A 25,860-nucleotide genomic window follows, 5' to 3' on the forward strand; every position below is an offset into this window, starting at 1 on the left:
CGTGCTGGCCGGCCGGCTCGCGGTGGCCGGCGAACGGGGCCAGCGCGACGGCCCGCTGATGGTCGTCGGTGCTGAGCAGGCCGAGCTTCCACGCCTCCTTGAGCACGCCGCGCAACGCGGCCAGGTGTTTGTTGCGGTAGGCGGGCGACCAGTCCATCTGGTCGATCTGCTCGCGGATCCAGGCGGTGTGCTCGTAGCGCAGGTGGTGCCAGGGCTGGCCCTGGCCGGTGACAGTGGCGTCGTCGAGCCGGTCGCCGGTCAGCATGCGCGTGATGTGGTCCAGGCAGATCCGCATGCCACGGCGGGAGTCGGCACTGCCCAGCCGCCCCAGGTAGAGCAGATAGGGGTCGCGGGCGGGCGCGATCGCCGTTGCGGCCGTCGGCGCCAGTCCGGCGGCGGAGGCGGGGAAGGCGGCCGTGGGGAGCGGGCGGGATCCCTGCCCCGGGGTCAGCTCGGAGTCGATCACGGAAGCCACCCTAGCAGAGTTGATCTTTGAGAACTGCACTTCTCAGTGATCATAAGAAGAACGCATGTGAGATATGCGAATCAGTCGATTTTTGCGCATGTGATGATGCTAAATTGCATCCGTGAAGGAGATCAGCTTCGACGCCAGCGGATCGAGTGGCACTCCCCTGGGTCAGGACCAAGCCGGCGCATTGCCCGCTCTGCCGACGACATCGCCGGGCGGACTGGACGAGGTCCCGCCACCCTCGGCAAGCCCGAGCGGGGAGGAGCCGCCCCGCGGCGGCCGGGGTCACACCCGCGAGTGTCCGGCCCGGGTTACCGACGATGTCCTGCGCCAGTGCGCCCGGCCCGGCTGCGGCCGCGCCAAGCCCGAGCGCGAGCCCGGCAAGGGCGGCCGCCCCAGCAAGTACTGCTGCAAGCTGTGCGCCAACGAGGCCAGCCGCGCCGCCGACAGCGCCCCCGCCGCGGTGGCGACGCACACCGCCGTCAGCGCCTTCACCGCCGAGGCCGGCCAGATCCGCGCCGCTCTGCACCAGCGCGACGCCCAGCTGGCCGCCGAACGCGAGCACCTGCAGCAGCTGGACGAGCGCCTCACGCAGGTCGCGGACGCTGTCGCCACCCAGCTCGGCCAGGCCGAAGCGAGCGTGCAGCAGGCCGAGCAGGACGCCGAACAGGCCCGGACCTCCATGCGCGCCGCCCTGGCAGCGCAGCGCACAGCCGAGCAGGAACGCGACGCCGCCCTGCGCGCCCAGCAGGAGGCCCTGCACGCCCAGCGCGAGGCCGAGCAGCACCGCGACCGCATCCACGGCGAGGCCCGTGCCAACGCCGAACGCCTCGGCGTGCAGATCGGCCGGCTCACCGCCCAGCTGCACGACGAGCAGGCCCTGACCGGACGCCAAGCCGAGCAGCTCCGCACGCTGGAGGGCGAGGTGTCCCGCGTGACGGACCTGGCCGAACAACGCGCCGCCGCCCTGGCCGAGCGCGACCGTCAGCTCTCCCAGGCCCGCGCCGAGACCCGCCGCCTGACCGAGCACCTCGAACAAGCCACCGCGCACCTGGCCACCACCCGGCAGCAGCTCGACCAGGCCACCGCGAACGCCGAGCAGGCCCGCGCCGAAACCCGCGCGGTCCGCGACGACCTGGCCGAACGTCAACGCCGCTTCGACGAGGACCGCGACCGGCTCCAGGCCCAACGCGACCAGGCCCGGCTGGCCCAGGCCACGGCAGAAACCCGGCTGGAGATGGCCGACCGCGAGCTGCAGACCCTACGCCGCCAGCTCGCCGCTGCCCAGGCGGCCACCGGCCTGGTGGTGCCGCCACTCACCGACGTCGATGGCCGGCCCGGCGTACGCCTGCCTGCCGGAGGCTTTCACGCCGTCACCCTCCAGGACGGCGTCGTGATGCTGCACCACGACGACAGCGTCACTCCCCTCGCCGACGTACTCCAGTCGCCGGCACAGGCCCGAGCACTGAGCGCTGCCCTCCTGGCCGTCACCGCCCCGTCATCCGATTGAAGGCGCGGCAAGGCCGCGCCTTCAAGATCACCGTGATGCACGGCGAGCCCGACTGCGATGAGGGCATGCGGCTCATCCGCGAGGTCCTGTTCGCGCTGGCCGAGCAGGCCGGTCCCCCGGCCTTCCGCCAAGGCGGCGGCGACTCCATCGCCTACGTCCTCGCCCCGCCCGACGCCGGCGTGGCGGCGGCCGCGTTCGAGGCCGAGGTCCGGGCCCTCGCCTCGCCGCGGCGGCGGATCGTGCCGTCGCTGTACGGGTGATGACGTCGTGGCCAGCGGCCAGTCCAGCAGCAGCAACAACCGACGAGCGGTCACAATGGAGCAGGTGCGACATCCCGTGGGTGACGGTCCGTGAGCGACCCAGCATGGTCAACTGCGGAAGCTCCCGCCAGCCCGCTGCCGTTACCTCGCCGAGTGGACCGCCATCAAGACCCGGTGACAGCTCACCGCCGCGATCGCGGCCGGCTGCCCGAACGTGCCCGTCGACATCGTCCCGCTGCCGTAGGTTCTCCGCCCGGCCGACCGGGGCTGCCGTAGGCCCTCCTTCGCCTCGCGGGAGGAGCACCTTGGCGACGTCGTCGTCGGCTACTACACCCACGTCGACCTCGACGTGATTCGCGCGTGGTGGTAGTTGCCCGCACGAGCCCGGGTGCGTTCGCCGGTCGCCGCCGTCGTCAAGGAGCTCCTGGCCGCGCCGACGGTCGCCCCGCCCGAGGTCCAGGAGTTGCGCGCGGAGACCAGCCGGCGGTCGACCACCAGGCAGGACGTGCCAGAGACGTCAGCCGAAGACGCGGTCTCGGGCCAGGTCCAGGGCGGTCAGCACGGCGCCCTGCAGCACCGCGTTGCCCGTGACCGTGCTGGCCCGGACCTCCGTGGGCGCCGGGGCCAGCGCGCGCAGGTGGTCGGCCACCAGCTCGGCCAGTTCGTCTCCGCCCTCATGCCCCGTCGTCCCGCCGAGGACGACGAGCCCGGGGTCAAGGAGGGTGGCGAAGGCGAAGGCACCCTGGGCGATCCGCCGAGCCAGCTCGTCCCGGTCGAACCTCCGTATGGACTCGGCGTTCAACAGCTCGCAGAACGCCACACCTCCGACCTCCAGGAACCCGATCTCCCCCGCCCCGCCCGACGCCCCCCGGCGCAGCCGGCCCTCGAGCACGACCGCGGCTCCCACCCCGTCGTCCAGCCAGAGGAGCACGAAGTCCTCGCTCCCGGTGGCGGCTCCCGTGCGGAGCTCGGCGATGGCGGCCAGGTTGACCTCGTTCTCCAGGATCACGGGCACGCCCAGGCGCTCGCGTACGGATCCCATCGTGCCGCGCCGCCACCCGGGCACGTCGTTGGGCGACACCAGCTCCCCGTCACGCGGATCGACCAGCCCCGGCGCCCCGACCACGACCGTGTCCAGCGCGCGCCGCCCCACCGCGCCCCCTACCACCTTCGCGATGAGGGTCGCCAGGTCGGCTCTCGCGCCGATCGTCGTACTCGCCTCGCTGACCACTCGTCCGGTGATGTCGGCGACCGTGACGTTGACGGCGTCGCGCCGTACGTCCACCCCGGCCACGTGGGCCCGGTCGGCCACCAGCCCGTACAGGCGCGCGTTCGGGCCTCGCCGGGCCTCGCCGCTCTCGCCCGTGACCTCGACGAGGCCGCCCGCCATGAGCCGTTCGATCAGGTCGGACACGGTGGGCCGGGACAACCCGGTCAGCGTGCGGAGCTGGGGCGCGGTCAGCGGCCCGTGTTCCAGCAGCAGGTCGAGGGCCAACCGGTCGTTGATCGCTCGGGCCAGGGCAGGGGTGGCGGTCTTCACGGTCCTCATAATAATCAGGGACCCTTCCTAAAACCTCTTTTCATCAGGAAGCCTGCCTGATAATTTCCGAGCCATGAGCCATCACCGCGCCATCGCGGCCGTCTTCGTCACGCACGGCGCCGTCGCCGGCAGCCTGTCCACGCGCATCCCCTGGATCCAGGAGCACCTGCACCTCAGCCCGGGCGCCCTCGGCCTCGCGCTGCTGTGCCCGTCGATCGGCGCCTTCGTGGGCATGCCGATGGCCGGCCGCCTCGCCTACCGCTTCGGCAACCGTGCGGCCACACGCGTCCTCCTCGCGCTGTGGTGCGCGGGCTTGGCCCTCCCCGCGCTCTCGCCGTCGCCCGTGTGGCTGTTCGGAGCGTTCCTGCTGTTCGGGGCATCGGCGGGCATGTGCGACGTCGCGATGAACGCGCACGCCGTCCTCCTCGAACGGCATCTCGGCCGCTCGATCATGTCGGGACTGCACGGCATGTGGTCCGTCGGCAGCCTGGCCTCCGGCGGACTCGGCGCCCTGGCCGCCCACGCGGGCATCGACGCCCGGATCCACCTCGGAGCCATGTCGCTCGCGTTACTCGGCCTCGGGGCGGTGGCCGGGCGCGGTCTCCTCCCCGACAGCGGGATGACGGGTTCGGTACGCGACGCGCCCGCGCCGCGGCGCTTCGCGCTCCCCACGCGGGGGATCCTGGCGATCGGGCTGGTGGGGTTCTGCGCGACGTTCGCGGAGGGCGCCAGCTCCAACTGGTCCGCCGTCTACCTCACCGCCGTCACCGACGCCGGCCCCGGCTTGGCCGCCGCCGGATACACCGTCTTCATGCTCTGCATGGCGAGCACGCGACTGCTGGGCGACCACGTCATCCGCCGGATCGGTCCGGCGGCGACCGTCAGGGCGGGCGGTGCCGTGGCGGCGGCCGGCGGCGTCCTCGTGGTCGCGGCCCGCACACCCGCGCTCGGCATCGCCGGGTTCGCCCTGATCGGACTGGGGATCGCGGTGATCGTGCCGCTCGTGATCGCGGCGGCGGGCAACGCGGGCACGACTCCGGGCGAGGGCGTGGCGGGCGTGGCGACGATCACGTACCTGTCGGGCCTGATCGCACCGGCCGTGACGGGCTGGGTGGCGGGCGCGCTCAGCTACCCTGCCGCGTTCGCGCTGATCACGTGCGTGGTCGTGCTGCTGACGCTGCTCGCCCCGGTCCTGCGCCCCTCCCGAACCCCACCCTCACAAGGGGCCGTTCGTGCCGACGCCTGACCCCGCGCCGGTGAGGCAGCGAATTCCCCGCCTCACCGGGCCTGACATACGCGCCCTGGGAGCCGCCCCCGGGGTGCTGCTCATCCGGTCACGTCCGGAGCTCGCGCAGGTATTTCGCGAACCCCTCCAGGCCGTCGATGTTGCGCGGCCCGCTGATGCCCTCGTTGTAGTCGAGAACGTGGAAGCGGTTGTTCACCACGGCGGGCAGCTTGCTGGTGGTGGGGAACTCCTTCAGGAACCGGATCTTCTCCGCGGCGGGCTTGTCCCCGTAGTCCAGGATGACGATGACTTCCGGCTTGGCCTCCACCACGGCCTCCCAGGTGACCTCACCCCAGCGCGCGTCCAGGTCACCGAAGACGTTACGGCCGCCGGCGATTCGGATGATGTCCGTGGGCGGCACCTGGCTGCCCGCCGTGAACGGCTTGTCGGTGCCCGAGTCGTACAGGAAGACGGGGACCGGCTCGCCCTTGGGCGCCTGAGCCCGGACCGCTTCGACGCGCTTGCGGTAGCCGGCGATCAATGCCTGGGCCTTGGCCTCGACGGCGAAGATCTTGCCGAGGCGTTCGAGGTCGGTGTAGAGGGCCTCGAACGGCGTCACCCGCTCGGGGTAGCCGGGGTAGTTGAAGCACGACTCGGTGTGCATGAAGCTTTGGATCTTCAACCCATCGAGGATCTCGGGGGTGATGCCGCGCTGGTCGCTGAAGCCGGAGCGCCAGCCGGCGACGACGAAGTCGGCTTTGGCGTCCACGACCAGCTCGCGGTTGAGCAGGTCGTCGCTGAGGAACTTCACCTTGGCGTACTCGGCCGCCCAGGGCGACTCGGTGACCGGCGGGTTGGCCGGGGGCATCACGTAGCCGTGCACATGCCGGGTCAGGCCGAGCGCGAACATCTTGTCCGCGCTGCCGCCCTCGTAGACGACGGCCCGGCGGGGCGTGGTGTACTCGACCTCCTGCCCGCACCTCTTGACCGTCACCGTGCGAGCGGCGGCGCCGCCGCCCTCCACCTGCGCGCCGCATCCGGCGAGCAGGAGCGCGCCCGCCAGGAGCACGGCGGGGGTGCGTCTCTTCACTTCGGATCTCCTTTCGTGGTCGTGGCCGTGCCCAGGTCGTAGAGCACCTGGGGGACCCCGGTGAGCGGGTGGGGGACGACGTTCGCCTCGACGCCGAACGCCTCCCGGAGGAGTTCCTCGGTGAGGACGTCGGCGGGGGGCCCGTACGCGACGAGGGCGCCGTTCGACAGCACCGCCAGCCGGTCGCAGGCGGAGGCGGCGAGGTTGAGGTCGTGCAGGCTGACCAGCACGCTCAGCCCGGCACCCCTGAGCATCGACAGCAGCCGGATCTGGTGGTGCAGGTCCAGGTGGTTGGTCGGCTCGTCGAGCACCAGCACCCGCGGTTCCTGGACGAGCGCCCGGGCGACCAGGACGCGCTGGCGCTCCCCACCCGACAGTGACAGCACGCCGCGCCCGGCCAGGTGCAGCACCTCCATCTGCGCCATGGCCCGGCGGCTCAGCTCCCGCTCGCGGGAGCTGAGCGCCTGGTTGCCGCGCAGGTGCGGGGCGCGGCCGAGGGCGACGACCTCCTCGACGGTGAAGTCGAGGTCCGCCCGTCCCTCCTGGGTGAGGGCGGCGATGAGGCGGGCGCTGTCGCGCAGCGGCATCCGCGACAGCTCCTTGCCGTCGATCAGGACCGCGCCGCCCGCCGGCCGTAACGCCCGATACACGCAGCGCAGGGCAGTGGTCTTGCCCGATCCGTTGGGCCCGACCAGTCCCACCACTTCCCCGTCGCCGACCGCGAGCGTCAGCTCTTCGACGATGGCGGCGCCGTCGATGGACACCGTGAGATCGTCCAGCAGCAGGCGGGTCATCAGCGGCCTCCGAACAGATAGCTGCGGCGGCGCAGCAGGACGACGAAGACCGGCACGCCGACCAGCGCGGTGATCACGCCGAGGGGCAGCTCGCGCGGTGCCACCAGGGTTCTGGCCACCAGGTCGGCCCACACCATGAAGACGGCCCCGGTAAGCGGGGCGATGGTGAGCACGCGGACGTGTGCCGCCCCGACCCACAGCCGCACCAGGTGCGGCATGACCAGCCCGACGAAGCCGATCGCGCCGCTGACGGCGACCATCGCGCCGGTGGCCAGCGAGGTCAGCACGAACAGGCCCTTGCGGAGCCTGACGGTGTCCACGCCCAGGCTGACCGACGTCTCGTCGCCCAGGGCGAGCACGTCCAGGCTGCGCGCGAAGCGGCGCAACACCACGACGGTGACGGCGGTGACGACCGCCACGACGGGCAGCGCGCCCCACGTGGCCGCGCCGAAGCCGCCCATCGACCAGAACAGCACCGTGCTCGTCGACTCGCCGTCCGGGACGAAGTACACGATCAGGCTCATCACGGCCTGGAAGCCGAACGCCATCGCCACGCCGGTGAGCACCAGCCGCAGCGGCGACAGACCGCCGGCGCCGCGCGAGGCCAGGTAGACCAGGGCGGAGACGAGCAGCGCGACGAGGAAGGCGCCGGCCGAGACCGCGTGGATTCCCAGCGCGGCGAGCGCGCCGGTGGCGCCGACCAGCACCGCCCCGGCAGATGCTCCCGACGACACGCCGAGCACGAACGGGTCGGCCAGCGCGTTGCGCACCATGGCCTGGATCGCCACCCCGACCACGCTGAGCCCGGCCCCGACCAGGACCGCCAGCAGCACGCGGGGCGTGCGTACCTGCCAGATGATCTGGTACGCCGCCACGTCGTCAGCGGTGATCGAGCCGCCGGTCACGGCCGCCCACAGGAAACGCAGCGTCTCCCCCGGCGGCACGGCGGCGGCGCCCAGGCCGATGGCCAGCAGCACAGACACCGTGAGGACCCCCGCCAGCAGGACGACGATCAGCGGCATGGCGGGCCCGGCCACTCCACCGGTGGATGGATCTTCAGCTCCTGGGGCCACCGGCGACGATGCCTTGCCGGCGTCCGATGGACCTGACTCACGCAACGAGCTCAAGGACGCTCCAGAAAATGAGAATCATTTTCAATGGACCGTATCATCACGCATGGCCCAGGCACGATTGGGGCGCAGGCGCCGGAGACAGCCGCCTTGGTCTGCTGCCGCGTACCTGTGTGCGATGGGGAGGGTGATGTCGCAGCCGAGCACGGCGGATCGGCCGGTCCCGGAGTGTGTCCGACCGGCGGAGTCCGGGTCGCGGCGGGCCTTGGCCGGGCTCCGGCTACCCTGGGCGTTCATGGGCCCCACCTGACGCACCCGGCGCTGCAGACCTGGGCGACGGTGTTCGTGGCGGTGTGCTTCAGGCGGTCGCCGGCTCCGCGTGGTCAGGCGTCCACGGGGGTGGCCTCGGCATCGGAAGCGTGCGTGGCGCGGGCGGCGGCGATGGTGGCCCGGCCCGAGGGCAGGCGGGACGCGATCGCGATCACGGCGATGGCGGCCAGCCCCGCGGCGATCAGCAGGACCTGCACGCTGACCACGTCGGCCAGCGGACCGAACACGGCCATGCCGACCGGAGTGGCCAGCGCCATCACGATGCCGACGTAACTGAACACGCGCCCGTGCATGGCCGGTTCGACGGTCTCCTGGATCAGCGTCATGAACGGGGTCGAGAACGGCGGCACCAGCAGTCCGAACACGAACATGAAGCCGTAGAAGACCCACAGGTTGCCGCTCAGCCCGAGCGCCACGGTCGCGAGCCCGAAGCCGTAGACGGCGACAAGGATCAGCCCTATCCGGCTGCGGTTGGCCAGCACCGTGGACATCAGGACGCCGCCGAGCAACATGCCCAGGCTGAAGGCGATCTCCAGTGCCGCCAGCATCCACTCCTCGGTGCCGAAACTGCGCGCGACCATCAGTGGCGTGACGAACGAGGGCGCCACGGTGAGCAGGAAGATGACGGCGTACACGATGAGCAGCCAGCGCACGATGGGGTGGGCGCGGACGTATCGCATCCCGTCGACCAGATCCTGCCGGTAGGAGACGCGGTCCTCGGCCGCGCGCTCCAGGCTCGGTACGGCGACCAGGGCGAGCAGCCCGATCCCGATCACCGCCGTGACCACGTCCAGGAAGAAGACGGAGACGAGACCGAAGGAGGCGAAGATCGCCGCAGCGACGGCAGGGGCGAGCAGCGCCATCGCCGAGTGGATGGTCTGGAAGATCCCGTTGACGCGCATCAGATGCTCACCCGGCACGATCTGCGGGATCATCGCCTGTACGGCGGGAGTCTGCACCCCGGCTCCCAGCGACCGGACCGCCACGGCCAGCAGAACGATCCACAGATCGGTCACGCCGTTGGCCATGAGCAGGCCGAGCACCAGCGTCGCCAGGGCGATGGCGCCGTCGGCGACCATGACCAGCACCCGGCGGTTCATCCGGTCGGCGAGCACCCCACCGAAGATCGACACCACGCCCTGGGGCAGGAAGGCGGCAACCGCGTAGAGTGCCACCGCCAGCCCGGAGCGGGTCTGCAGGGTCACCCACCACATCACCGCGTACTGCGCGATCATCGAGCCGAACAACGACACGGTCTGCCCGGTCAGGAACAGGGCGACGTTACGCCGCCAGCGGGTGGTCGTGGTCATCTGGTCCTTCTCCGCTCGCGGTGGACGTGGTCGGTCGCCGGACAGGCGTGGGCTGGGTCGGGGCCGGCGGTCACATGTCCGGCCGGTCAGGCGCGGCACCGTACAGGAAGAGATCGACGACGTCCTGAGCCAGTCGCCGGCAGGGGGTGGGCGCCGGGCGTTCCTGTGCAGGCAGGGCCGCCTCCGGCGGCAGTGGCTGGGCAACGGCGGCCTCTTCGAGGGAGACTCCGAGGTAGCCGCGTTCGGCCAGGAGCCGCGCGAACTCGTCACGCGCGCGGGTGCGGGTGTCGACCTGCTGGGTCACGACCGCCCATCTCCTGTCTCGTGCCGAGCCCGATGAGGCTTTCCGGGATGGCGACGCAATCTACCTACCAATAGGTAGGGGGACAAGCGAATAAGTACCACCCATGGGGGGTCTCACCCATTTCGAGCTCGTCCGGCCGTGTCGCTGCGACCAACGTCCGTGGTCAGTACAGCTAGTAGTCTCAGGGAAATAGGGGCTGGACAGCACGGAGGCCATGAATGATGCGGTTAGAGCGGGGTTCGAGCCGGCTGTACGGCATGATGCTCATGCTGGCAGCAGTGGTCCTTGTCGTGGACCAGCTCACCAAGCTCTGGGCGGTCTCCACGCTGTCCGACAGTGGGCGCGTCGCCGTGATCCCCCCTCTCATTCACTTCCGGCTGCTGTACAACCCCGGCGCCGCGTTCTCCATGGGCACCGGCGCGACATGGGTGTTCGCCCTGACGGCGACAGCCGCGGTGGCCGGCATTCTCTACACCGCGCGTCGGCTGGCCTCCCCCGCCTGGGCGCTTGTGCTGGGCGTGCTGCTCGGCGGGGCGGCGTCCCACCTGGGCGATCGGCTCTTCCGCGAGCCCGGCTTCGCCCGCGGGCACGTCGTGGACTTCATCGACTACGGCCTGTTCGTGGGCAACGTCGCCGACATCGCACTCACCTGCGGGTGCGTCGCGATGCTGCTGCTCAGCCTGCGTGGTGTGCCGCTCGCCAGGGTGCCGAGCGAAAAGTCCGTCTAGCTTCTGGCCCGGGGCCATCCGACGGCCGACGGCGCTACAGGAGCCCGCGTTCCATCGCCACGACGAGGGCCGCGGCCCTGGTTTCGACGCCGAGCTTGGCGAAGACGTGCTTGAGATGGGTTTTGACGGTGGTCTCGCTGATCAGCAGAGCCCGGGCGATCTCCTTGTTGGCCGCACCCCGCGCCACCAGCCGTAACACCTCCAGTTCGCGTGGGCTCGGCTCTTGCGCCGCGGGTCTGCTGATGAGCGCGGAGGCGACCGACGGCGCCAGGACGGCGCCGCCCGCCGCGGCCGTACGGACCGCCCGGTGCAACTCCTCGCGGGGCGCGTCCTTCAGCAGGTAGCCCGCCACCCCGGCCGCCATGGCCCGGGTCACATCGGCGTCGGTGTCATAGGTGGTCAGCACGATCACCTTGATCTGCGGGTGGTCCGTACGCAGCCGCTCGATCGTGCCGATGCCGTCCAGGCCGGGCATGCGCAGGTCCATGAGGGCGACGTGCGGTCGCGCCCGCCGGGCCATGGCCAGAGCCTGGAACCCGTCGGCTGCTTCGGCGACCACCTCGATGTCGTCGACATGGTCGAACATGCCGCGCAGCCCGTCGCGGACCACCGGGTGGTCATCGACGATCATCAACCTGAGGGGATGCGCAGGCACAGTGCGGTCCCCTCTCCCGGCGCCGACTCCACTGTCAGCGTGCCGCCCACGCCGCGTGCACGTTCCCCCATGGCCGCCAGCCCGTAGCCGGAACCGCGTGCCCTCGGATCGAAGCCTGTGCCGTCGTCGAACACGTCCAGCGTCACCTCATCGTCCATGTACGTCAGCGTGATGGCCACCCGGCCCGCCTGGGCGTGCTTGGCCACGTTGGACAGTCCTTCCTGCGCCGCACGCAGCAGCGTGCCGCTCACCTCCCCGGCCAGCGGCCGAGGGGTGCCGTCCACCGTCACGGTCGCGCTCACCTCGCAGGCTTGCGCCCACCGCTGGGCGACCTGCGCCAGCGCCTCCTCCAGGCGTGCCTCCTCCAAGGGGCCGGGCCGCAGCGCGTCCACCGAGCGCCGGGCTTCGCGGAGGTTGTCGCGGGCCAGTTCCTTGGCCAGCGTGATTCTCCTGCGTACGGAGGTCAGGTCGGGATCGCCTTGTCCGGGCATGGCCTGCTCGGCCGCCTCCAGTTGGGTGATGATCCCGCTCAGCCCTTGGGCGAGGGTGTCGTGGATCTCCCTGGCCAGCCTCGCCCGTTCCTCCAGCACCCCGACCGTCTTGTTGTGCGCGCTCTGCCGCATGACGTAGGTCACGAACAGGCCGATCGCCACCACCAGGCCGCAGCTGCCCGCGAGCCGCCACAGGGCGCCGGGGTCGTCCAGGTAGTCCCTGGCCGCGAAGGTGCACAAGATCGTCGCTATCGCGCCGGCGTAGGACCAGGGAGTGCGCAGCATCACGTACGCCTGGGGCATCAGTCCGAAGATGACCACGTCGAAGGAGCGGTCGGTGAGCACCAGCGCGACGTAGAGAGCGCACAGCACGGCCAAGTGGAGCGCCATGGGGTGGAGCCGGCCGAGCAGGTGCGGCCGGCGGACGACGAAGAACCCGTGCCAGCCGGCCATCAGCGCCGCCACCACCAAAGTCACCGGGGCCGGGCCGGCGCGCTCGCCGATCGACAAGATCAGCCCCAGCGCCAGGCAGGCGTAGAAGAGCAGGTGGAAGGCGTGCAACCAGCGCGCCTCCCAGACGTTCACCTCGTCACTCCCATCGGAACAACGTCGCGGCCAGGGCCGTGCCCGCGACGATTATCCCCGACAGGATCAGCATCGGGAAGAACGCGGCGGTCCCGGCCCACGCACTGGTCAGCGCGTCCACACCCGGGGTCAGAGGCAGGAAGTCGCCGATCTGGCGCAGCGAGTCGGGCAGCGCCTTGCGAGGGACGGCCGCACCGGCCAGGAAGATCATCGGGAACATGACCAGCATGCCGATCAGGCCGGCGCCCCTGGTGTTGCGCATGATCGCGGCGATCACGAAGCCGAGCGCGCAGACCATCACGGAACACAGCACGAACGCGACGGCCAGCGCCGGCACGTTCGCAGGCGCTTTCGCGCCGAAGAACACGATCGCGGCGGCCACCAGAAGCGCCGAGCCGGCCAAGGCGGCGGTGACCTGCGCCACCAGCTGGGCGCCCAGCAGCAGCAAGGGGGAGACCGGCGTGGTCGCCAGCCGCTTGAGCACCTTGCGCTCCCGGTAGGCGGCCACGATGCCGGGCAGCGCTCCCATGCCACCGATGGCCGCGATCATCGCGAGGTAGCCGGGGACCGAGGCGCTCTCGCCGCGCTTGAGCACCAGCAGCATGAGGGGGAAGGCCATCGTGAAGAACAGCGAGGCGGGGTCGCGCGACAGCAGCCTCAGCTCGGTGACCGTCAAGGCCGTGAACGCCTTCATCGGGTGGCTCCTTCCAGCACGAAGTACGCCTCTTCCAGGGAGGCGGTACCGGTTCGGGCGATGATCTCCTCCGGCGTGCCCATGGCCTTGACCCGGCCGCGGGCGAAGACGGCCACCTTGTCGCACAAGGCCTCGGTCTCGTCGAAGTAGTGGCTGACCAGCACCACGGTGGTGCCGGAGCGCTTCAGGTCGCCGACCAGCCGCCAGGTTTCCCGGCGAGCCACCGGGTCCAAGCCCGTGGTCAGCTCGTCCAGCACGACCACCTCGGGGTCCCCGACCAGGGCCAAGGCGAGCATGAGCCGCTGTTTCTGCCCGCCGGACAGGTCGCCGTAGGCCTTGCGGGCCAGCGGGCTCAGACTCCAGCGCTCCATCACCTGCCGCCAGTCGGCCGGACGGTGGTAGAAGGAGGCGAACAGCCGAAGCGCCTCGACCACTTTGATGCGATCCGGCAGCGCGCTCTCCTGCAGTTGCGCCCCGATCCGCTGGGCCAGGGCCCGCCGCTCGCGGGCAGGGTCTCGGCCCAGCACCCGAACCGTGCCCCCGTCGGGCCGCTTCAGCCCGAGCAGGCACTCCACTGTCGTGGTCTTGCCGGCGCCGTTGTGGCCGACGATGCCGAAGGTCTGCCCGGCGTGGACCGTGAACGTCACACCGTCCACGGCGTTGGTGTCCCCGTAGCTCTTGCGCAGGTCCGTCACCTCGATGGCTTCCATGCCTCAAGGCTCCCGTCGCGGCGGCCCACGCGACATCACCCATCGCGTCGCCCGGCATCCTCCATCCGGGTGATGCCGGGCGAATGTGGCAACGCGACCGGGCCCGGACCACAACGCACTCCGCGCCACCGCCCGAGCACGCTCAGGCGGGCTGCGGGCGCCCTCGGTCATAGCCGGTGTAGGCGCCGGAGTTCGCCGCCAGGGCGATGTCCGTACGGCCGGGCGCGCAGTGCAGCATCGCGTTCTGCGTGGTCATGAACACCGGCCCGAGCGCGCCGCCCATCAGCATCAGGCACACCACCGCCGCCGCCTGGTGAGCGCCGAACGCGTACAAGCCGAGCATGCCCGCCGCCTGCGTGGCCACGGCGACGGCCAGCGCGGACTGCGGAAAACGGTCCAGGAACGCCCCCGTGACGCCCACCCCGGCCAGGCACGCGACCCCGAAACCCACGAACAGGACGCTGACCGTGCCAGGGGAGAACCCGCCCACCTCACCCAGGAACGTCACGATGTAGGTGTATCCCGTGAACGCCCCGGCCGCGGACAGGGCTCCCGTCGCCAGCACCGTCCAGAACCGCCGTACGTCGGGGCCGGTCGCGTAGGCGGCGGGCTCCTCGTCCGGGCGCGACGTCGGCAGAACCCCAGAGCCGCGAGCAGGGCGATGGGCACCTGCCAGTGGCTCTGCTGCCCCAGCCAGGTCCCCGCGGGGACACCCAGCACGAGGGCGAGCGAACCCGCCCGCACCACCACCACCGCGCTCGAACGCGGCCAGATCCTGCTGCTGGAACACGTCCGGGACTTGCTGCGCCACCGCGGCGAGCTGCCCCGCTACCTCCCGTTCCTGCGAGGGCTGCTGACCGCGGTGCGGATGGCGGCTCCGCTGGCCGGCCCGGTCCTGGCCGGCGTCGCCGGCATCACCCTGTCGGAGGAGGAGAAGCCCCGGCTGCACGCTGACCGGGCCAGCTGGCACTCCTACTACGACAACACCGTGGTCGAGCAGGCGTCTGGGCTGGACGTCGACCATGTCATATCTGTGCCCGCTACGCAGATGTGATCGGAAGCTCCTGGTCAAGGCATGAGCAACAAATCGCCGACAAGCGTGAAGATCAAGAGCGCGCGACGAAAGAGCGTCCCTAGCCGCGCAACCCAACAAACCTGGCCCGCCAGCAGCCGCTACACCACGAACGCGTGATTCAAGATCCAGTAGATGTCTTGTGCATGTTTACCGGGCGCTCCGCTCGGGTCGGTGCGATGAGCCCCAAAGTAGCGCTGAGTAACCACAGGCACGGGGTGTGGTGGGGCCGGCTCTTCGCCTCACTTGTTTGCGCTCTCGCAGGGTTACGGCTCGAACATGGCAGGATAAGTCCGGCGTGAAAATGATCATTCGGTCGTTTTCCGCAGGTCCCCGCCAGCGGCAGCATCCCGACCGACCCGAAACCACCGAGCCCTGGAGTTGACATGGCTGACATGATCGTGCCCGACCCCGTCACGCGGGACATTCTCGCGATCTTCGAAGAGGTGCGCTACCAGCTGTTCGGGCGCTTGGAGGGCCTGACCGACGCCGAGTACCACTGGGAGCCGGTCGGCGACTGCATCGGCATCCGCCCCGGCGACGACGGCCTCTTCCGCGTCGCCACGCTCTTTCCGGAATCGAGTCCGGACGCGCCGGACCCCGTCACGACGATCGCCTGGCGCATCTGGCACATCGGCAACCTCTGCCTGCGAGGCTACGTGATCTACCTCTTCGACGACGTTCCCGACTACGGCGACCGCGATGTGTGGCCGGGCACCGCCAAAGAGGGCATCCAGGCGCTCGCCGAGGACTGGGAGCACTTCATCTCCCGTATCGCAGCCCTCGGCGACAAGCGCCTGTTGGCGCCGATAGGCATGGGCCCCGGCGGTTGGGCCGATGAGACCTATCTGAAGCTCGCGCTGCACGCGCTGAAAGAGGCCACACATCACGGCGGCGAGATCGGCCTGCTGCGCGACCTGTACCTGCGCGAAGGCGTCTGATTTCGGCGGTGGGCGCCCGTCGGCGTTTCGATGGCCACGTGAGGTCTGCCGCCGGCGGGGGCGGGAAGGCTCGGGGGCGCCGCGTTATGGGTTGTCGAGGGCGCCGTACGGGTTGTCCCGGGGCCCGTACGGATCGTCCGTGGGCCGAGATGATTCGTACGGGTGATCTTGAGGGTTGAGTGTCTGGCCCTCCACTCGGGTCCGTGTCACCAGACGCAAAGTAGCTGTGAGTAACCGGGAGCTCCCGGGCGGCACGCCGACAGTGCCGCGCTGAAGCTGCCCGAGGAAAGTGCCGACGTCAGCGATACCCACCCTGTCCCAAGACTGGCCACGCGCATCGAGGAACGTCCACCACAGCTCAAGACCTTTCGCGTAGCTCTCGACGGTGTTCGAAGAGTGATCGGTCGACCGCAAGTGCTCCAGGTAGCGCTCGATCGGCTGCACGACTCGGTAGTCGGCATCGAGCGGTCCAGGTAGGTCCATCCGGTGTGGCTACTCGTTGTTTGAACGCCACGTACTCCTCCTGCATCGTGTCACCGACGTCAGCGGCACGGCAGATTCTGCCGGATATCACACCGCTGACGATCATCAATCTGACCAGGAAGGCTTTGTCATATCTGTCAGCGGCACGGAGAAAGAGCACCAGATAACATTTCGTGCCGCTGGCCGAAGCCTGGGGCTCCGGCGCGTCCGCCTGGAGCCCGGCGCGACAGGTCGCAGCGGCGCATGTCCGCCGGTCACCGCTCACGCATCTCGCCGGGCTGGTCGGCCACCGAGAGCTCGCTCGGCGGCCCGGGCGGCACCAGCCAGTCGGGCAGCGAGCCGAGGACGGCGAACAGGTCAGGGCCGGTCAGCTCGATGCGCAGGCTTCTCAAGGCTCCTCGAAACGCGCTCACCCCCGGCGAATGACCGGAGGGCCCGGAAGGAACGGTGCCGGGAGCCCAGCGTGGCCGTTCCAGCGCGCTACAAGAGCGTTGCAGCCGAACCACAAGCGGGCTTCCCTAGCCTCGTGATCATGTTGACGACCCTGGTTGTGACCGCCTCCCTCCTGTTCACCGGCGCATCCGCGCAGAGCGTGGCGACCAAGCCGCTGACTTTCCGCGGCATGACGCTCCAGATCCCCAAGACCTGGAAAGTCGGGAAAGAAGACATGTGGGGCATCCACGTCAAGACCGGCGGCTGCGACCGGCTCGCCGTCCAGTGCCGTGGGTTCTACCTCGTCGGGCCGAAGGGCATCTCCCTGGCCCGCCACGGCAACCCCTACGACCCCGAGGAGCCGTACCACCCGGGCAACGGGCTCGCGGCCTGCACACCCGACAAGCGCTACGTGGAGGACTTCCCCGGCAAGCTCGTCGAGCGTGGTCTCCGCCCGGTCGGCGCGGGACACAAGGCCACCTACCGCGTCTGGCGCGTCGGCTGCTCGACGCAGTCGGGCAAGCGGACCGGCGTCTCCTATCAGGAGCGGATCTGGCACCTGCCCAAGTCGAAGATCCTCATCGTCGACCAGTGGAGCGACAGCCGGCTCGGTGCGATTCTCAAGCGGGCGACCTGGAGCTGAGCCCGCCGATCACGATGCTCACGACCACGGCGAAACAGAGCAGGTGCGAGAACGGCCGTGGCGGCAGTGGTGATCAGCACGAACTGCCGTCGCGCCAGGACGTGGAGCGCGCGGATGTGCCGGAGCGCCACTCCCCCTAGCGCCGCGCGATCCTGGTGCTCCGCGACCTCGAAGGGGTACCGGACTCCCCGCGGGTAGCAGCCGGCACGGTGAAGTCGCGCCCGCGAATGCCTTCGCCGTGCCGCCTTCCGGTGGGCGCCGGCCGGTGGAGATATTCGGGCTGGTGCAATGCTCACTGACTGGGTGGGGCTTCGCTCAGGCTGGGCCATGCCACCGTCTATCGCGTCCTGGAACGCGTACCGCGTAAGGCGGCTTTTCAATGCAATCCGCGCCCTGCCCAAGATGGGGAAAGGGCGCGGTCGCCTGTGAAGCTGAGCCGTGCAGCGATGCTCAGTGTGGATTGGCCGAAGGCCGAGGGGCGACGACAAGTCTGACCGTGTTCGCCTCGTGGCCGCCGAACGCCTCGTGCACGTACCAGACGTCGGGGACATCTTTCGGTCCCAGGACATGGGCGGTGTAATCCCACCCGGCGCCGTCACGAGTACGCGGTTCAGGCGGGGCTTGGTGGTAGGACTCGACAGTGGCACCCCGTTCCCGCAGCAGGGTCTTGACCTCGGCTACCGTGCGATTGGCCAGTTCCGCACCTTCCAGGATCTCGCCGCGCGCGGTGGGGTCACCAGTGAGCTCGTATCGCTCCCCGGGTCGGGCGGGACGGCCGAAGATGAGCTCGAAGGGACTGCGCAGGTCAACGGGAATGCTCACCCCGGCCTGGCACCACGTCCGGCCGCAGCCAGCGCCTTCGATCAGTTTGATGCGACTGTCGTCGGGTTCGCCGTCGATGGTGAACCCGTCGGGGTGGAAGGTCACTGTCCGCTGAGGAGCGGAGACCGAAGCGAGCGTGCCGACCAGGCTCGGTGAGGCGGGTTCCATGGTCAAGGTGACGTTCAGACCGTGCGCGGCGAAGTCCTCGCGAAACCGCCGGGGATCGGCGTCGGGGTCCACGATCCGCACATCGATGTAGTCGCCGTTCTTGGCGAACGCCAGCGCCTTAGCCGGTCCCACGACGAACGGCCCCACCTCCTGCGGCTGAAGCAGGACCGGAAGAGCGATCGCCATGCCCACCAGAACGACCGTCATGGGAACGAGGGTGAGCCACCGTCGCCGGATCCAGCGTCGTCGTGGCTTGGCCGAGGTGGAGGGGGAGGTAGAGGTGAAGCCACCGAGGATGGCCTCCAGAGTTGCCGTCAGATCGCCCGGCCGGGCCTGCACGTGCCGGGCTGGATCGTGGGCCTGGAACAGGCGGGTGAGCTGCTCGAGATCGCTGGTCACAGGATGTTCCCCTCATAAGACGGCTTGCGGTCGGCGATGGGAGATGCGTCCTCGGAGAGCAGGTAGCGCAGTCGTCTACGGGCGCGGTGCAGCCGCATCGCGGCCGTCGGCCGTGAACAGCCGACCACCGCCGCAGCCTGACGCAGGTCGAGCCCTTCCCACGACATCAACAGCAGCAACTCTCGATCGGCCTCACTCAAGCTGCGTAACGCGGCTAGCGCTTCCTGCCGTGCGGCAACGCCGGCGGCGTGGTCCTCCTCGATGTCGGAAAGCATCAGGGACCCATCCCAGATGAGGCCATCTCGCCGATTGTCTCGTCTGATCGCGTTCGAGATCAGGTTCCGGGCGGTCGCGTACAGCCAGGGCAACGGCTGGTGGGACGGGAAGCGGCGGTACTTCTCCAGGCCACTTTGAACGTCTCGGCTGCTATGTCCGCTGCCTCCACCGGACCCACGCGTCGCCAGGCGTACCGCAGCACCGCCTCGTAGTGTTCGTGGAACATACGAGTGAAGTCGGCCTCATCGCTCACGCTCCGTCTCCTCTGTTTTGTTCTGATGCACCATGCACCATCTACTTGGAAGATGTCGCGAGTCGGGTGAGTATCACCGCGCGAGGCGCGGCTCTGCGTTGTTGAGATATGAACTGTGGCCCCACTCGCCGGCTGCACAGCTCGCGAGCGAAGAACGACCTTCCCCATCTTCAGAAAACCTTCGTTTTCTGAATCGACAGCTCGACGCCCTCAAGGCCGCCGGATGCCGGCGCGTGTTCGCCGACAAGAAGTCCGGCAAGACCGCCGAGCGGCCCGAGCTGGCGGCCTGCCACGCCTTCCTGACCGAGGGCTACACCCTCATCGTCCCGTCCCTCGACCGCTACGGCCGTTCCCTGGCCGACCTCATCACCATGGTCAGCGAGCTGCGCCGCCGCGAGATCGGCTTCGCCGCGCTGCACGAGAATCTCGACACCACCACCCCGGCGGTCGGCTCATCTTCCACGTCTTCGCCGCCCTGGCGGAGTTCATCCGCGAGCTCATCGTCGCCGGCAGCCTCATGATCGCCTGGCTGGGGCCCGCCGACTTCCCCGAGCACCGTCGCGACGCGCTACTGCACCGACTGGCCTGGGAGGCCGACACCAACGAGCCCGCGGCCCTGGCAGCGCTTGCCGCCGCCAGCACCTCTGCGCCCGAGCGTGGCGAGGGCTGAAGAACCGCCGCCCCCGGCCCTGCCGCACGAGCAATGGTGCAAGTGGTGGAGCGCGGACGGACACCATTATCGGGTCAAGTCCCTCAGCCAGGGCCAGCAGGCAATGCCTGGGATAGCCGCCAGACTCGGCTCGACGCCACAGAGCCTCCAGGCTCACCTCGGCCATACGCGCCCGCAGGTCCGTTCGAACTCCGGCGACAATCTTGGTTAGCGTGCTCACCTGGCGACGACCTCTCAGATTCGTGGCTCACCCCAGTTGCTCGATGTGCCCGGCTCATTGCCCAGACGAAGGAGCACGATCTGGGCCGACGAGGGGGCACGCTGGGGTGTCTGGTCGTCGGCTGGCGCCACCGTGCCCCTGCCGGCCACCATCGCGACGATCACCTGGCCTACTGCAGCGACGCACATCAGAATGATGGGTGCCTGCCAGCCGGAACTGACGGTGTGCAGCAGCCCGAAGATCACCGGTCCCGCGGCAGCCAAGAGGTAACCGATCGATTGCGCCATCGCTGACAACGCGCCCGCCACGGTTGCGTCCTGGGCGCGCAGGCTGAGGAAGGCCAAAGCGAGCACCAGGCACGCTCCACCGCCCAGCCCCAGGACAACACTCCACAGCAACGCCCATCCCGGCGCCGCCAAAAGTCCTAAATAGCCGGCGAGCAAAACGACGGAGCTCACCGTCGCCACCGCGCGTTGGTCACGCGCCCACCGCAGCGCGGCGGGCACTGCCAGGCTGGTCAGCACCGCGACCGCCTGGAACAGAAACAGCAGCCATCCCGCCTCGGCCGCGCTTACCCCACTGTCCTGGAACACCTGAGGCAACCACGTCACGACGACATAGAAGCCCAGCGACTGCAATCCCATGAACGCCGTGACCGCCCACGCCAGCGCCGAGCCCCACGGCAACCGGTGCCTGCGAATCGCATGCGAGGCCGGCCGCGACGTCCGCAACTGCGGGAGCCACAGCACGACAGCCAGCAGCGCGAGTACGATCCAGCACCCCAACGCGGTGGACCAACCACCCGGTGCGACCTGGCTGATCGGCACCGCCACCCCAGAAGCCACCGCGGCGACAGCCCCCATCACCGTGGCGTATGCGCTGGTCAGCAGCCCCACTCTGGTAGGGAAGTCGCGCTTGATCAGGCTCGGCAGCAGCACGTTGCCCACGGCGATTCCCGCCCCGATCAGCACGGTTCCCGCGAACAGCCCGATTGCCGTTGGTACCCATCGGACCACGATCCCGAGCGTCAGCACCACGAGCGCGGCCCAGAGGAGCCGCTCGGGTCCCCACTGCGCCGCCAGCCGCGGAACCACTGGAGATATCACCGCAAACGCCAGCAAGGGCAGCGTGCTCAGCAGACCGGCCACGGCCGGAGCCAACTCCAGTTCGGCCTGCACGCGATCCAGCAACGGCCCCACACCAGTCAGACTCGGCCGGAGGTTCGCCGCCACCACCAGCAACCCCCACACCAGTAGCGCCCGGCCGGAACGGCCCGTCGACCGCTTGAAAGTGAGTGAGAACAGGTTGAAACGCTCTTTCGACATGCGTCTGCCTCTCGTGCATAATACGGAATGCAGAATCCGGATTCCGTATCGAGTTTAGACAGAGGATCGTTTGGGATGTCAACTCCGCAGAGGCGCCGCAAGACGCGTACCGACGCCGAGCGCAATCGAGATCGTGTCCTGGAGGCGGCTCGCGCGTTGTTCGCCGAGTCTGGTCACGACGTGCAGATGTCGGAGGTCGCACGAGCGGCGGGCGTCGGCGTCGGGACCCTCTACCGCAAGTTCCCGACCCGGGAGGCCCTGATCGAGGCCATCGCCGAGCACCGGGCCGCCGAAATCGTCGCCACCGCCCGCCGGCTCACCGACGCTGACGATCCGGCTCAAGGCTTGTCCGGCTTCCTGTACCACGTGGGCGAAGTGCTGGCGGGCGATCGTGGCATGTCCGAGGTGATCGAGAAGGCCATGGGCTCGGCCGAGCCGCGGGGAGAGAGCCGCGAGGCGCTGCTCGCCGTCGTCGCAGAGCTGATCGACCAGGCGCGGGTGCGCGGCACGGTCGGGCAGGACGTGACGGCCGGAGACGTCAACATGGTCATCTGCGGCCTGGCTGCGGTCATCCGCAACGCCGCGGGCGATTGGAGGCGGTATATCGAGGTCACACTAGACGGTCTCCGTCCCCGCTGATCGGACACCCTCCCTGTCCGAGCGATGCCCCTCTCTGCCCTCAGGAGGCGCCGCGGCAGCTCCACGCTTCCAGGGCCGGGTGTGCTGCCTGGTGAGGAAGAAGAAGGAAGCCCCGACCGAATGCCCCGGCCCTGCACGGCCGGGGGGCTGTACGTCCTCAGCAGTTGCTGGGCTTCTGGAAGTGTTGACGCAGGTACTTACCTCCAATTGCCCGCTGGACCGAGTTCGCGTATTCAACATCACAAGGCGCAATCAGAGCCCAGTTTCGCCCGAGGAGTACCAGGTTCGTCAGCCTCTGGGAGCCCGGGTCCGAGGTCACGCGAGACCGGAACGTACTGTCGCCAGGCTTGGCCACGACAAAGTTGACCTTGGCCACGCCCGTCCAGCACTCAACTACCTGATCGTCGGTTTTTGATGTGAAGTAGTCAGGGTCCTCACACGCGATACCGAAGATCGCCAACGCGTCCACGACCTTCTTTGGGTTGGTGAACTCCCCACCATCCTCCTGACGAACGAACCCGTCCGGCGCGTCCTCCCTCAGTTCCTGGATATCTTGATCAGTCAGTGGTGCCTGCTCGCCCCTAGGAACTGCCATGGCGGCAAAGACCACCACGGCAACCAGCCCGAGCACGGCGAACACGATGCTGAACGACAGGGCAGCCTGCTGAAGGACGCTCAGCCGGGAGTACCACGGACGGCGCGGCGCGGGTGGCGGTTGGGGTGTGTACCCGTGCATCTCTGTCTCTCTGTCTGCTGAGAACGCTCCATGATCGGACACCAAAAAGGCCCCTCCCCACAAGGGGGAGAGGCCCGTTGACTGCAACTGTCAGGGCAAGCGCCGCTGGATGTCGATCAAGATGCCCACTGGCGGCCCAAACCGGAACCGTGTTCCGTGCCGCAGACCCACCGTCGAGCAGGTGGCCGGATTCGTTGCAGCTGACGCCAACCGGATCGGCGGTCACCAGTCAGATGCACATCCTCCAGGCGCTGACTCACCCCCAGCTGACCGGCATGCCACGCCAGGACTTCCACGCCCTGGCCGAACGGCTCACCATTCCCTACCAGACCCTCCTCGAACAGCGCCGCCACCACCGCCGCGGCGGCGACCGACGACCGGGAACACGCCGCTGTCTTCCCACAGAAGATCACCGACATCGACCGCATCCTGGCCGCCGTCCTAACCCAGCGCCACCTATGCAACCAACAGCCCCTGGCCGATCTGTTCGGCGTCAGCCGCGGCACCATCCGCAACGCCGTCGATGACGTCCTTCCTACTGAAACAGGAGGGTTATCTGCCCGAACCAGCCACCCGTCACTTCGCCACGGCTGCAGACATGCTTGCGTTCGTCACCAGCGCCTCCGTCGGCGAAACGCCAAGTTCAATTTTCACAACTCCACTACCTGCGCAACCTGCTCACCACCGTGCCCAAGTCGGCGCAGCCATGGGTGGCCACGCTGGTACGCACCATCTTCGACCAGCCCACCGACGAACAGGTGCGCGCCCAGCACGCCTGGGTCATCAACGCCCTGGAAGCCAAGTACCCGGCGGCGTGCGAGCATCTGGACGCCGCCCGGGAGGACCTGCTTGCCTTCGCCGCCTTCCCGCGCGAGACCTGGCGCCAAATCTGGTCGAACAACCCGCAGGAGCGGCTGAACAAGGAGATCCGCCGCCGCACCGACGTGGTCGGCATCTTCCCCGACCGGAGAACCCGCTTCCGCAGACACTTACCGCTTAACTTGCAGAAATAGGATCATGCGAAGATCGACTCATACACCACGTCCGTGGACGTGACCTCAGGAAGCCCTGCCACCTTTCGTGAAGTGATTTCGGCGCGATCCTGCCGGGCAGGCATAGGCGCCGAGGACGGCATGCAGCCACTTACTTCACGGAGGGGGTGTTTCCTGAGGACAAACGGTCCGGCCACTCCTGGGCTTTGTTCCCACGATCACGCTCGTTCGGGGCCGCTCTGCCCTGCCCGCCCTGAGCTCCAGGTGGGAGCCGGTGAACCTGGCCCGAACGCGCCGGTCATGGGTGACGATGACGAGCGCGCCCTCGTAAGCGACCAGGGCCTCCTCCAGGTCGTCCATCAGGTCAGGGGACAGGTGGTTGGTCGGTTCGTCCAGGAGCAGCAGGTCAGCCGGTCGGCTGACCATGCGGGCGAGTTCGAGCCGGCGGCGCAGGCCGGGAGAGAGGGTGGAGACCGGCGAGGCGAGCTGGGCGGCGTGGAAGAGCCCCAACGCGAGCAGCGCGTCGGCGTGTTCGGACGGATGTCCGGGGCGGCCCGCCGCGAACGCCTCCAGGAGCGTGCCTCCCTCGTGCGCCAGGTCGCCGTGCTGACGCAGGTGACCCACGCGGGAGGCGCTGCGGACGGTGCCGCTGTCGGGCGCGAGCTCGCCGGCGAGAACGCGGAGGAGCGTGGTCTTGCCGGCTCCGTTCGGGCCGGTGACCAGGAGGCGCGCCCCTGGTCGCAGGCGCAGCGACTCGAGGTGCAGGCGCTCGCCGACCCGCACATCGGTCAGCTCCACGAGGAGGTCACCGACGCCGGCGGTGGCGAGGGGGGCGGTGAACCGCAAGGGCCGCGGAGGTGGCGGAACACGGTGCAGGTGGAGCTGGCGCAGCCGTTCCCTGGCGCCGCGGACTCTGCTCATCGCCCCGTGCGCCCGGGACCTGGCGCGGAAGGCGCCCGCGCCGCTGAAGGCGGCCGGCGCCTTGCGCGGGATGGCGGCCAGCCGTCTCGCGTGGGAGTCGGCCAGCTCCTCCTGACGCGTGACCTCGGCGCGCCACTCCTCGTGCTCTCGCGCCCACCGGGCCCTCGCCGCCGCTTTGGCCGCCAGGAACCCGCGGTAGCCGTCGCCGTGACGGCGCACGGTGCGCAGATCGTGGTCCACCTCCACGATGGTGGAGGTGACCCGCTCCAGGAAGAGCCGGTCGTGGGTGACGACGACCAGGGTGCCCCGATGGGCGCGCAGGTGGTTCTCCAGCCAGGCGATGGCCTGGTCGTCGAGGTCGTTGGTGGGCTCGTCCAGGAACAGCACCTCGGGAGCCGCGGCCAAGGTCGCGGCCAGCGCGAGTCTGGCCCGCTGCCCGCCCGACAGCAGGTTCAGCGGAAGGTCACGGTCGAGGCCGGGCAGGCCGAGGGCGGCCAGCGCGATCTCGACCCGCGTGTCGGCCTGGTATCCCTCGCGGGCCTCGAACCGTGCGACCAGGTCGGCGTAGTGGGCCAGCTCGGCGGGCGTGGCATCGTCCAGGCCGAGCTCGGCCCGCCGTATGCGATGCTCCAGGTCACGCAGGTCCGCCAGCGCCACGTCGATGGCGTCGCCGGCCAGGGCGGTCATGGGCAGATCCAGCGTCTGGGCCAGATAGCCGATGCCGCCGGGCGCCGTGACGGTGACGGAGCCGTTGTCGGGGCGGCGGCGGCCGGCGAGCAGGCGCAGGAGCGTGGACTTGCCGGAGCCGTTGTCGCCGATCACGCCGACCTTCTCGCCGGGCTTGACGGTCAGCGAGACATCGTTCAGCACCACCTCGTCGTCATAGCGCGCGGTGACGCCGGACAGGGCGAGCTGGGTGCCGGGCGAGGGATGACCGATGCGCATATGAGCGTCCTCCTGGTGTCGGTACGGCCGAGGGCGTGGCGGGTGCGTCAACGGCCGCTCCCCGGGGCGGGAACGGCGTGCTCGGCGTCGCGGCTGACCTGCTCCCAGGCGGCCCAGGTCGCCATCCGCTGCCGGGAGATGTCGAAGGCCAGGTCGTA

Annotated in this window: 28 protein-coding genes and 3 pseudogenes; 12 read left to right on the forward strand and 19 right to left on the reverse strand. The window is 69.5% G+C overall.

Translation table 11 applies throughout. The features are described from left to right. Positions 1 to 466: pseudogene (locus tag ABD292_RS48445) on the reverse strand (hypothetical protein); the annotation flags it as partial. A 121-nt stretch (positions 467 to 587) separates the two neighbouring features. Here ABD292_RS48445 and ABD292_RS48450 point away from each other — a divergent pair. Both ABD292_RS48450 and ABD292_RS48455 read left to right on the forward strand, forming a co-directional pair. Continuing rightward, on the forward strand, positions 588 to 1,979 hold the full coding sequence (locus ABD292_RS48450; protein ID WP_344220213.1) for a coiled-coil domain-containing protein: 1,392 nt from the start codon (positions 588 to 590) through the stop codon (positions 1,977 to 1,979). A gap of 35 nt (positions 1,980 to 2,014) precedes the next feature. Beyond that, the gene (locus ABD292_RS48455) at positions 2,015 to 2,239 is read left to right on the forward strand and encodes a hypothetical protein (protein ID WP_344220215.1); all 225 of its coding nucleotides are present in this window, start codon (positions 2,015 to 2,017) and stop codon (positions 2,237 to 2,239) included. Between the two features lie 517 nt (positions 2,240 to 2,756). Here ABD292_RS48455 and ABD292_RS48460 read toward each other — a convergent pair. Further along, positions 2,757 to 3,779: an ROK family transcriptional regulator gene (locus tag ABD292_RS48460; RefSeq protein WP_344220217.1), complete on the reverse strand. Its 1,023-nt coding sequence runs from the start codon at positions 3,777 to 3,779 to the stop codon at positions 2,757 to 2,759. 73 nt (positions 3,780 to 3,852) lie between these two features. Here ABD292_RS48460 and ABD292_RS48465 point away from each other — a divergent pair, with 73 nt between their 5' ends. After that, entirely contained in the window at positions 3,853 to 5,025 is a 1,173-nt protein-coding gene (locus ABD292_RS48465; protein ID WP_344220219.1) for an MFS transporter, read from the forward strand. Between the two features lie 88 nt (positions 5,026 to 5,113). On the opposite strand, the gene ABD292_RS48470 is transcribed toward ABD292_RS48465, so the two are convergent. From ABD292_RS48470 to ABD292_RS48490, 5 genes are all read right to left on the reverse strand, one after another. Beyond that, entirely contained in the window at positions 5,114 to 6,094 is a 981-nt protein-coding gene (locus tag ABD292_RS48470) for an ABC transporter substrate-binding protein (RefSeq protein ID WP_344220221.1), read from the reverse strand. Further along, positions 6,091 to 6,888: an ABC transporter ATP-binding protein gene (locus ABD292_RS48475; protein WP_344220223.1), complete on the reverse strand. Its 798-nt coding sequence runs from the start codon at positions 6,886 to 6,888 to the stop codon at positions 6,091 to 6,093. The genes ABD292_RS48470 and ABD292_RS48475 overlap by 4 nt, the downstream gene beginning before the upstream one ends. Beyond that, entirely contained in the window at positions 6,888 to 7,910 is a 1,023-nt protein-coding gene (locus tag ABD292_RS48480) for a FecCD family ABC transporter permease (protein ID WP_344220225.1), read from the reverse strand. The genes ABD292_RS48475 and ABD292_RS48480 overlap by 1 nt, the downstream gene beginning before the upstream one ends. Before the next feature lie 431 nt (positions 7,911 to 8,341). Continuing rightward, positions 8,342 to 9,598, reverse strand: coding sequence for an MFS transporter (locus ABD292_RS48485; protein WP_344220227.1), 1,257 nt, complete (start codon positions 9,596 to 9,598; stop codon positions 8,342 to 8,344). 70 nt (positions 9,599 to 9,668) lie between these two features. Continuing rightward, positions 9,669 to 9,902, reverse strand: coding sequence for a hypothetical protein (locus tag ABD292_RS48490; RefSeq protein ID WP_344220229.1), 234 nt, complete (start codon positions 9,900 to 9,902; stop codon positions 9,669 to 9,671). Between the two features lie 218 nt (positions 9,903 to 10,120). Here ABD292_RS48490 and ABD292_RS48495 point away from each other — a divergent pair, with 218 nt between their 5' ends. Next, positions 10,121 to 10,630, forward strand: coding sequence for a signal peptidase II (locus ABD292_RS48495; protein ID WP_344220231.1), 510 nt, complete (start codon positions 10,121 to 10,123; stop codon positions 10,628 to 10,630). A gap of 34 nt (positions 10,631 to 10,664) precedes the next feature. Here ABD292_RS48495 and ABD292_RS48500 read toward each other — a convergent pair whose 3' ends face one another. The 5 genes from ABD292_RS48500 to ABD292_RS48520 all read right to left on the reverse strand — a co-directional run bounded on the left by ABD292_RS48500 (position 10,665) and on the right by ABD292_RS48520 (position 14,330). Beyond that, positions 10,665 to 11,261: a response regulator gene (locus tag ABD292_RS48500; RefSeq protein ID WP_344220233.1), complete on the reverse strand. Its 597-nt coding sequence runs from the start codon at positions 11,259 to 11,261 to the stop codon at positions 10,665 to 10,667. After that, entirely contained in the window at positions 11,261 to 12,361 is a 1,101-nt protein-coding gene (locus ABD292_RS48505) for a sensor histidine kinase (protein ID WP_344220235.1), read from the reverse strand. Before ABD292_RS48505 ends, ABD292_RS48500 begins: the two co-directional genes overlap by 1 nt. A 4-nt stretch (positions 12,362 to 12,365) precedes the next feature. Next, positions 12,366 to 13,055 (reverse strand): ABC transporter permease, encoded by a 690-nt coding sequence (locus ABD292_RS48510; RefSeq protein ID WP_344220237.1) that lies wholly within the window; start codon positions 13,053 to 13,055, stop codon positions 12,366 to 12,368. Further along, complete coding sequence (locus tag ABD292_RS48515) at positions 13,052 to 13,765, reverse strand: ABC transporter ATP-binding protein (protein ID WP_344220239.1); 714 nt, start codon at positions 13,763 to 13,765, stop codon at positions 13,052 to 13,054. The genes ABD292_RS48510 and ABD292_RS48515 overlap by 4 nt, the downstream gene beginning before the upstream one ends. A gap of 142 nt (positions 13,766 to 13,907) precedes the next feature. After that, positions 13,908 to 14,330 carry an MFS transporter gene (locus ABD292_RS48520; protein WP_344220241.1) on the reverse strand — a complete coding sequence of 141 codons (423 nt, stop codon included), beginning with the start codon at positions 14,328 to 14,330 and terminating at the stop codon, positions 13,908 to 13,910. A gap of 96 nt (positions 14,331 to 14,426) precedes the next feature. On the opposite strand from ABD292_RS48520, the gene ABD292_RS48525 reads away from it, so the two are divergent. Beyond that, a complete protein-coding gene (locus tag ABD292_RS48525; protein ID WP_344220243.1) occupies positions 14,427 to 14,819 on the forward strand; it encodes a hypothetical protein in 393 nt (130 codons plus the stop codon). Between the two features lie 404 nt (positions 14,820 to 15,223). Beyond that, positions 15,224 to 15,778, forward strand: a complete 555-nt coding sequence (locus ABD292_RS48530; RefSeq protein ID WP_344220245.1) for a DinB family protein — start codon at positions 15,224 to 15,226, stop codon at positions 15,776 to 15,778. An 84-nt stretch (positions 15,779 to 15,862) separates the two neighbouring features. On the opposite strand, the gene ABD292_RS49170 is transcribed toward ABD292_RS48530, so the two are convergent. Then, positions 15,863 to 16,261: a site-specific integrase gene (locus ABD292_RS49170; protein ID WP_425565256.1), complete on the reverse strand. Its 399-nt coding sequence runs from the start codon at positions 16,259 to 16,261 to the stop codon at positions 15,863 to 15,865. A gap of 254 nt (positions 16,262 to 16,515) precedes the next feature. Further along, on the reverse strand, positions 16,516 to 16,653 hold the full coding sequence (locus ABD292_RS48535) for a hypothetical protein (RefSeq protein ID WP_344220247.1): 138 nt from the start codon (positions 16,651 to 16,653) through the stop codon (positions 16,516 to 16,518). A 140-nt stretch (positions 16,654 to 16,793) separates the two neighbouring features. Between ABD292_RS48535 and ABD292_RS48540 the strand changes: the two genes are divergently transcribed. Beyond that, entirely contained in the window at positions 16,794 to 17,336 is a 543-nt protein-coding gene (locus tag ABD292_RS48540; RefSeq protein ID WP_344220249.1) for a hypothetical protein, read from the forward strand. Positions 17,337 to 17,786: 450 nt separating this feature from the next. On the opposite strand, the gene ABD292_RS48545 is transcribed toward ABD292_RS48540, so the two are convergent. Together ABD292_RS48545 and ABD292_RS48550 are read right to left on the reverse strand one after the other, a co-directional pair. Further along, complete coding sequence (locus ABD292_RS48545) at positions 17,787 to 18,725, reverse strand: hypothetical protein (RefSeq protein ID WP_344220251.1); 939 nt, start codon at positions 18,723 to 18,725, stop codon at positions 17,787 to 17,789. Next, on the reverse strand, positions 18,722 to 19,093 hold the full coding sequence (locus tag ABD292_RS48550) for an RNA polymerase sigma factor (RefSeq protein ID WP_344220253.1): 372 nt from the start codon (positions 19,091 to 19,093) through the stop codon (positions 18,722 to 18,724). Before ABD292_RS48550 ends, ABD292_RS48545 begins: the two co-directional genes overlap by 4 nt. A 394-nt stretch (positions 19,094 to 19,487) precedes the next feature. On the opposite strand from ABD292_RS48550, the gene ABD292_RS48555 reads away from it, so the two are divergent. After that, positions 19,488 to 19,775, forward strand: coding sequence for a recombinase family protein (locus tag ABD292_RS48555; RefSeq protein ID WP_344220255.1), 288 nt, complete (start codon positions 19,488 to 19,490; stop codon positions 19,773 to 19,775). After that, complete coding sequence (locus ABD292_RS48560; RefSeq protein WP_344220257.1) at positions 19,772 to 19,924, forward strand: hypothetical protein; 153 nt, start codon at positions 19,772 to 19,774, stop codon at positions 19,922 to 19,924. Before ABD292_RS48555 ends, ABD292_RS48560 begins: the two co-directional genes overlap by 4 nt. Positions 19,925 to 20,158: 234 nt before the next feature. On the opposite strand, the gene ABD292_RS48565 is transcribed toward ABD292_RS48560, so the two are convergent. Then, positions 20,159 to 21,469, reverse strand: a complete 1,311-nt coding sequence (locus ABD292_RS48565; protein ID WP_344220259.1) for a CynX/NimT family MFS transporter — start codon at positions 21,467 to 21,469, stop codon at positions 20,159 to 20,161. 75 nt (positions 21,470 to 21,544) lie between these two features. On the opposite strand from ABD292_RS48565, the gene ABD292_RS48570 reads away from it, so the two are divergent. Further along, positions 21,545 to 22,108, forward strand: coding sequence for a TetR/AcrR family transcriptional regulator (locus ABD292_RS48570; protein ID WP_344220261.1), 564 nt, complete (start codon positions 21,545 to 21,547; stop codon positions 22,106 to 22,108). A gap of 157 nt (positions 22,109 to 22,265) precedes the next feature. Here the strand turns inward: ABD292_RS48570 and ABD292_RS48575 are convergent, their stop codons facing one another. Further along, positions 22,266 to 22,748 (reverse strand): hypothetical protein, encoded by a 483-nt coding sequence (locus tag ABD292_RS48575; protein WP_344220263.1) that lies wholly within the window; start codon positions 22,746 to 22,748, stop codon positions 22,266 to 22,268. A 314-nt stretch (positions 22,749 to 23,062) separates the two neighbouring features. On the opposite strand from ABD292_RS48575, the pseudogene ABD292_RS49175 reads away from it, so the two are divergent. Both ABD292_RS49175 and ABD292_RS48585 read left to right on the forward strand, forming a co-directional pair. After that, positions 23,063 to 23,484 (forward strand): annotated as a pseudogene (locus ABD292_RS49175) (ISAzo13 family transposase); the annotation flags it as partial. Positions 23,485 to 23,488: 4 nt separating this feature from the next. Beyond that, a pseudogene (locus tag ABD292_RS48585) lies at positions 23,489 to 23,827 on the forward strand (transposase); the annotation flags it as partial. Between the two features lie 165 nt (positions 23,828 to 23,992). Here the strand turns inward: ABD292_RS48585 and abc-f are convergent. Then, positions 23,993 to 25,702, reverse strand: a complete 1,710-nt coding sequence (abc-f, locus tag ABD292_RS48590; RefSeq protein WP_344220267.1) for a ribosomal protection-like ABC-F family protein — start codon at positions 25,700 to 25,702, stop codon at positions 23,993 to 23,995. Positions 25,703 to 25,860 lie beyond the last annotated feature (158 nt).

It is taken from the genome of Nonomuraea bangladeshensis (assembly GCF_039529455.1).
Taxonomy (GTDB): Bacteria; Actinomycetota; Actinomycetes; order Streptosporangiales; family Streptosporangiaceae; genus Nonomuraea; species Nonomuraea bangladeshensis.

Bases quoted from the DNA above. Each gene is read 5' to 3' on its own strand.
- ABD292_RS48500 (WP_344220233.1), bottom strand. From the start codon at position 11,261: ATGATCGTCGATGACCACCCGGTGGTCCGCGACGGGCTGCGCGGCATG.
- ABD292_RS48510 (WP_344220237.1), bottom strand. From the start codon at position 13,055: ATGAAGGCGTTCACGGCCTTGACGGTCACCGAGCTGAGGCTGCTGTCG.
- ABD292_RS48570 (WP_344220261.1), top strand. From the start codon at position 21,545: ATGTCAACTCCGCAGAGGCGCCGCAAGACGCGTACCGACGCCGAGCGC.
- ABD292_RS48525 (WP_344220243.1), top strand. From the start codon at position 14,427: ATGGGCACCTGCCAGTGGCTCTGCTGCCCCAGCCAGGTCCCCGCGGGG.
- ABD292_RS48530 (WP_344220245.1), top strand. From the start codon at position 15,224: ATGGCTGACATGATCGTGCCCGACCCCGTCACGCGGGACATTCTCGCG.
- ABD292_RS48560 (WP_344220257.1), top strand. From the start codon at position 19,772: ATGATCGCCTGGCTGGGGCCCGCCGACTTCCCCGAGCACCGTCGCGAC.
- ABD292_RS48565 (WP_344220259.1), bottom strand. From the start codon at position 21,469: ATGTCGAAAGAGCGTTTCAACCTGTTCTCACTCACTTTCAAGCGGTCG.
- abc-f (WP_344220267.1), bottom strand. From the start codon at position 25,702: ATGCGCATCGGTCATCCCTCGCCCGGCACCCAGCTCGCCCTGTCCGGC.
- ABD292_RS48485 (WP_344220227.1), bottom strand. From the start codon at position 9,598: ATGACCACGACCACCCGCTGGCGGCGTAACGTCGCCCTGTTCCTGACC.
- ABD292_RS48540 (WP_344220249.1), top strand. From the start codon at position 16,794: ATGTTGACGACCCTGGTTGTGACCGCCTCCCTCCTGTTCACCGGCGCA.
- ABD292_RS48515 (WP_344220239.1), bottom strand. From the start codon at position 13,765: ATGGAAGCCATCGAGGTGACGGACCTGCGCAAGAGCTACGGGGACACC.
- ABD292_RS48495 (WP_344220231.1), top strand. From the start codon at position 10,121: ATGATGCGGTTAGAGCGGGGTTCGAGCCGGCTGTACGGCATGATGCTC.
- ABD292_RS48480 (WP_344220225.1), bottom strand. From the start codon at position 7,910: ATGCCGCTGATCGTCGTCCTGCTGGCGGGGGTCCTCACGGTGTCTGTG.
- ABD292_RS48475 (WP_344220223.1), bottom strand. From the start codon at position 6,888: ATGACCCGCCTGCTGCTGGACGATCTCACGGTGTCCATCGACGGCGCC.
- ABD292_RS48455 (WP_344220215.1), top strand. From the start codon at position 2,015: ATGCACGGCGAGCCCGACTGCGATGAGGGCATGCGGCTCATCCGCGAG.
- ABD292_RS49170 (WP_425565256.1), bottom strand. From the start codon at position 16,261: ATGGACCTACCTGGACCGCTCGATGCCGACTACCGAGTCGTGCAGCCG.
- ABD292_RS48465 (WP_344220219.1), top strand. From the start codon at position 3,853: ATGAGCCATCACCGCGCCATCGCGGCCGTCTTCGTCACGCACGGCGCC.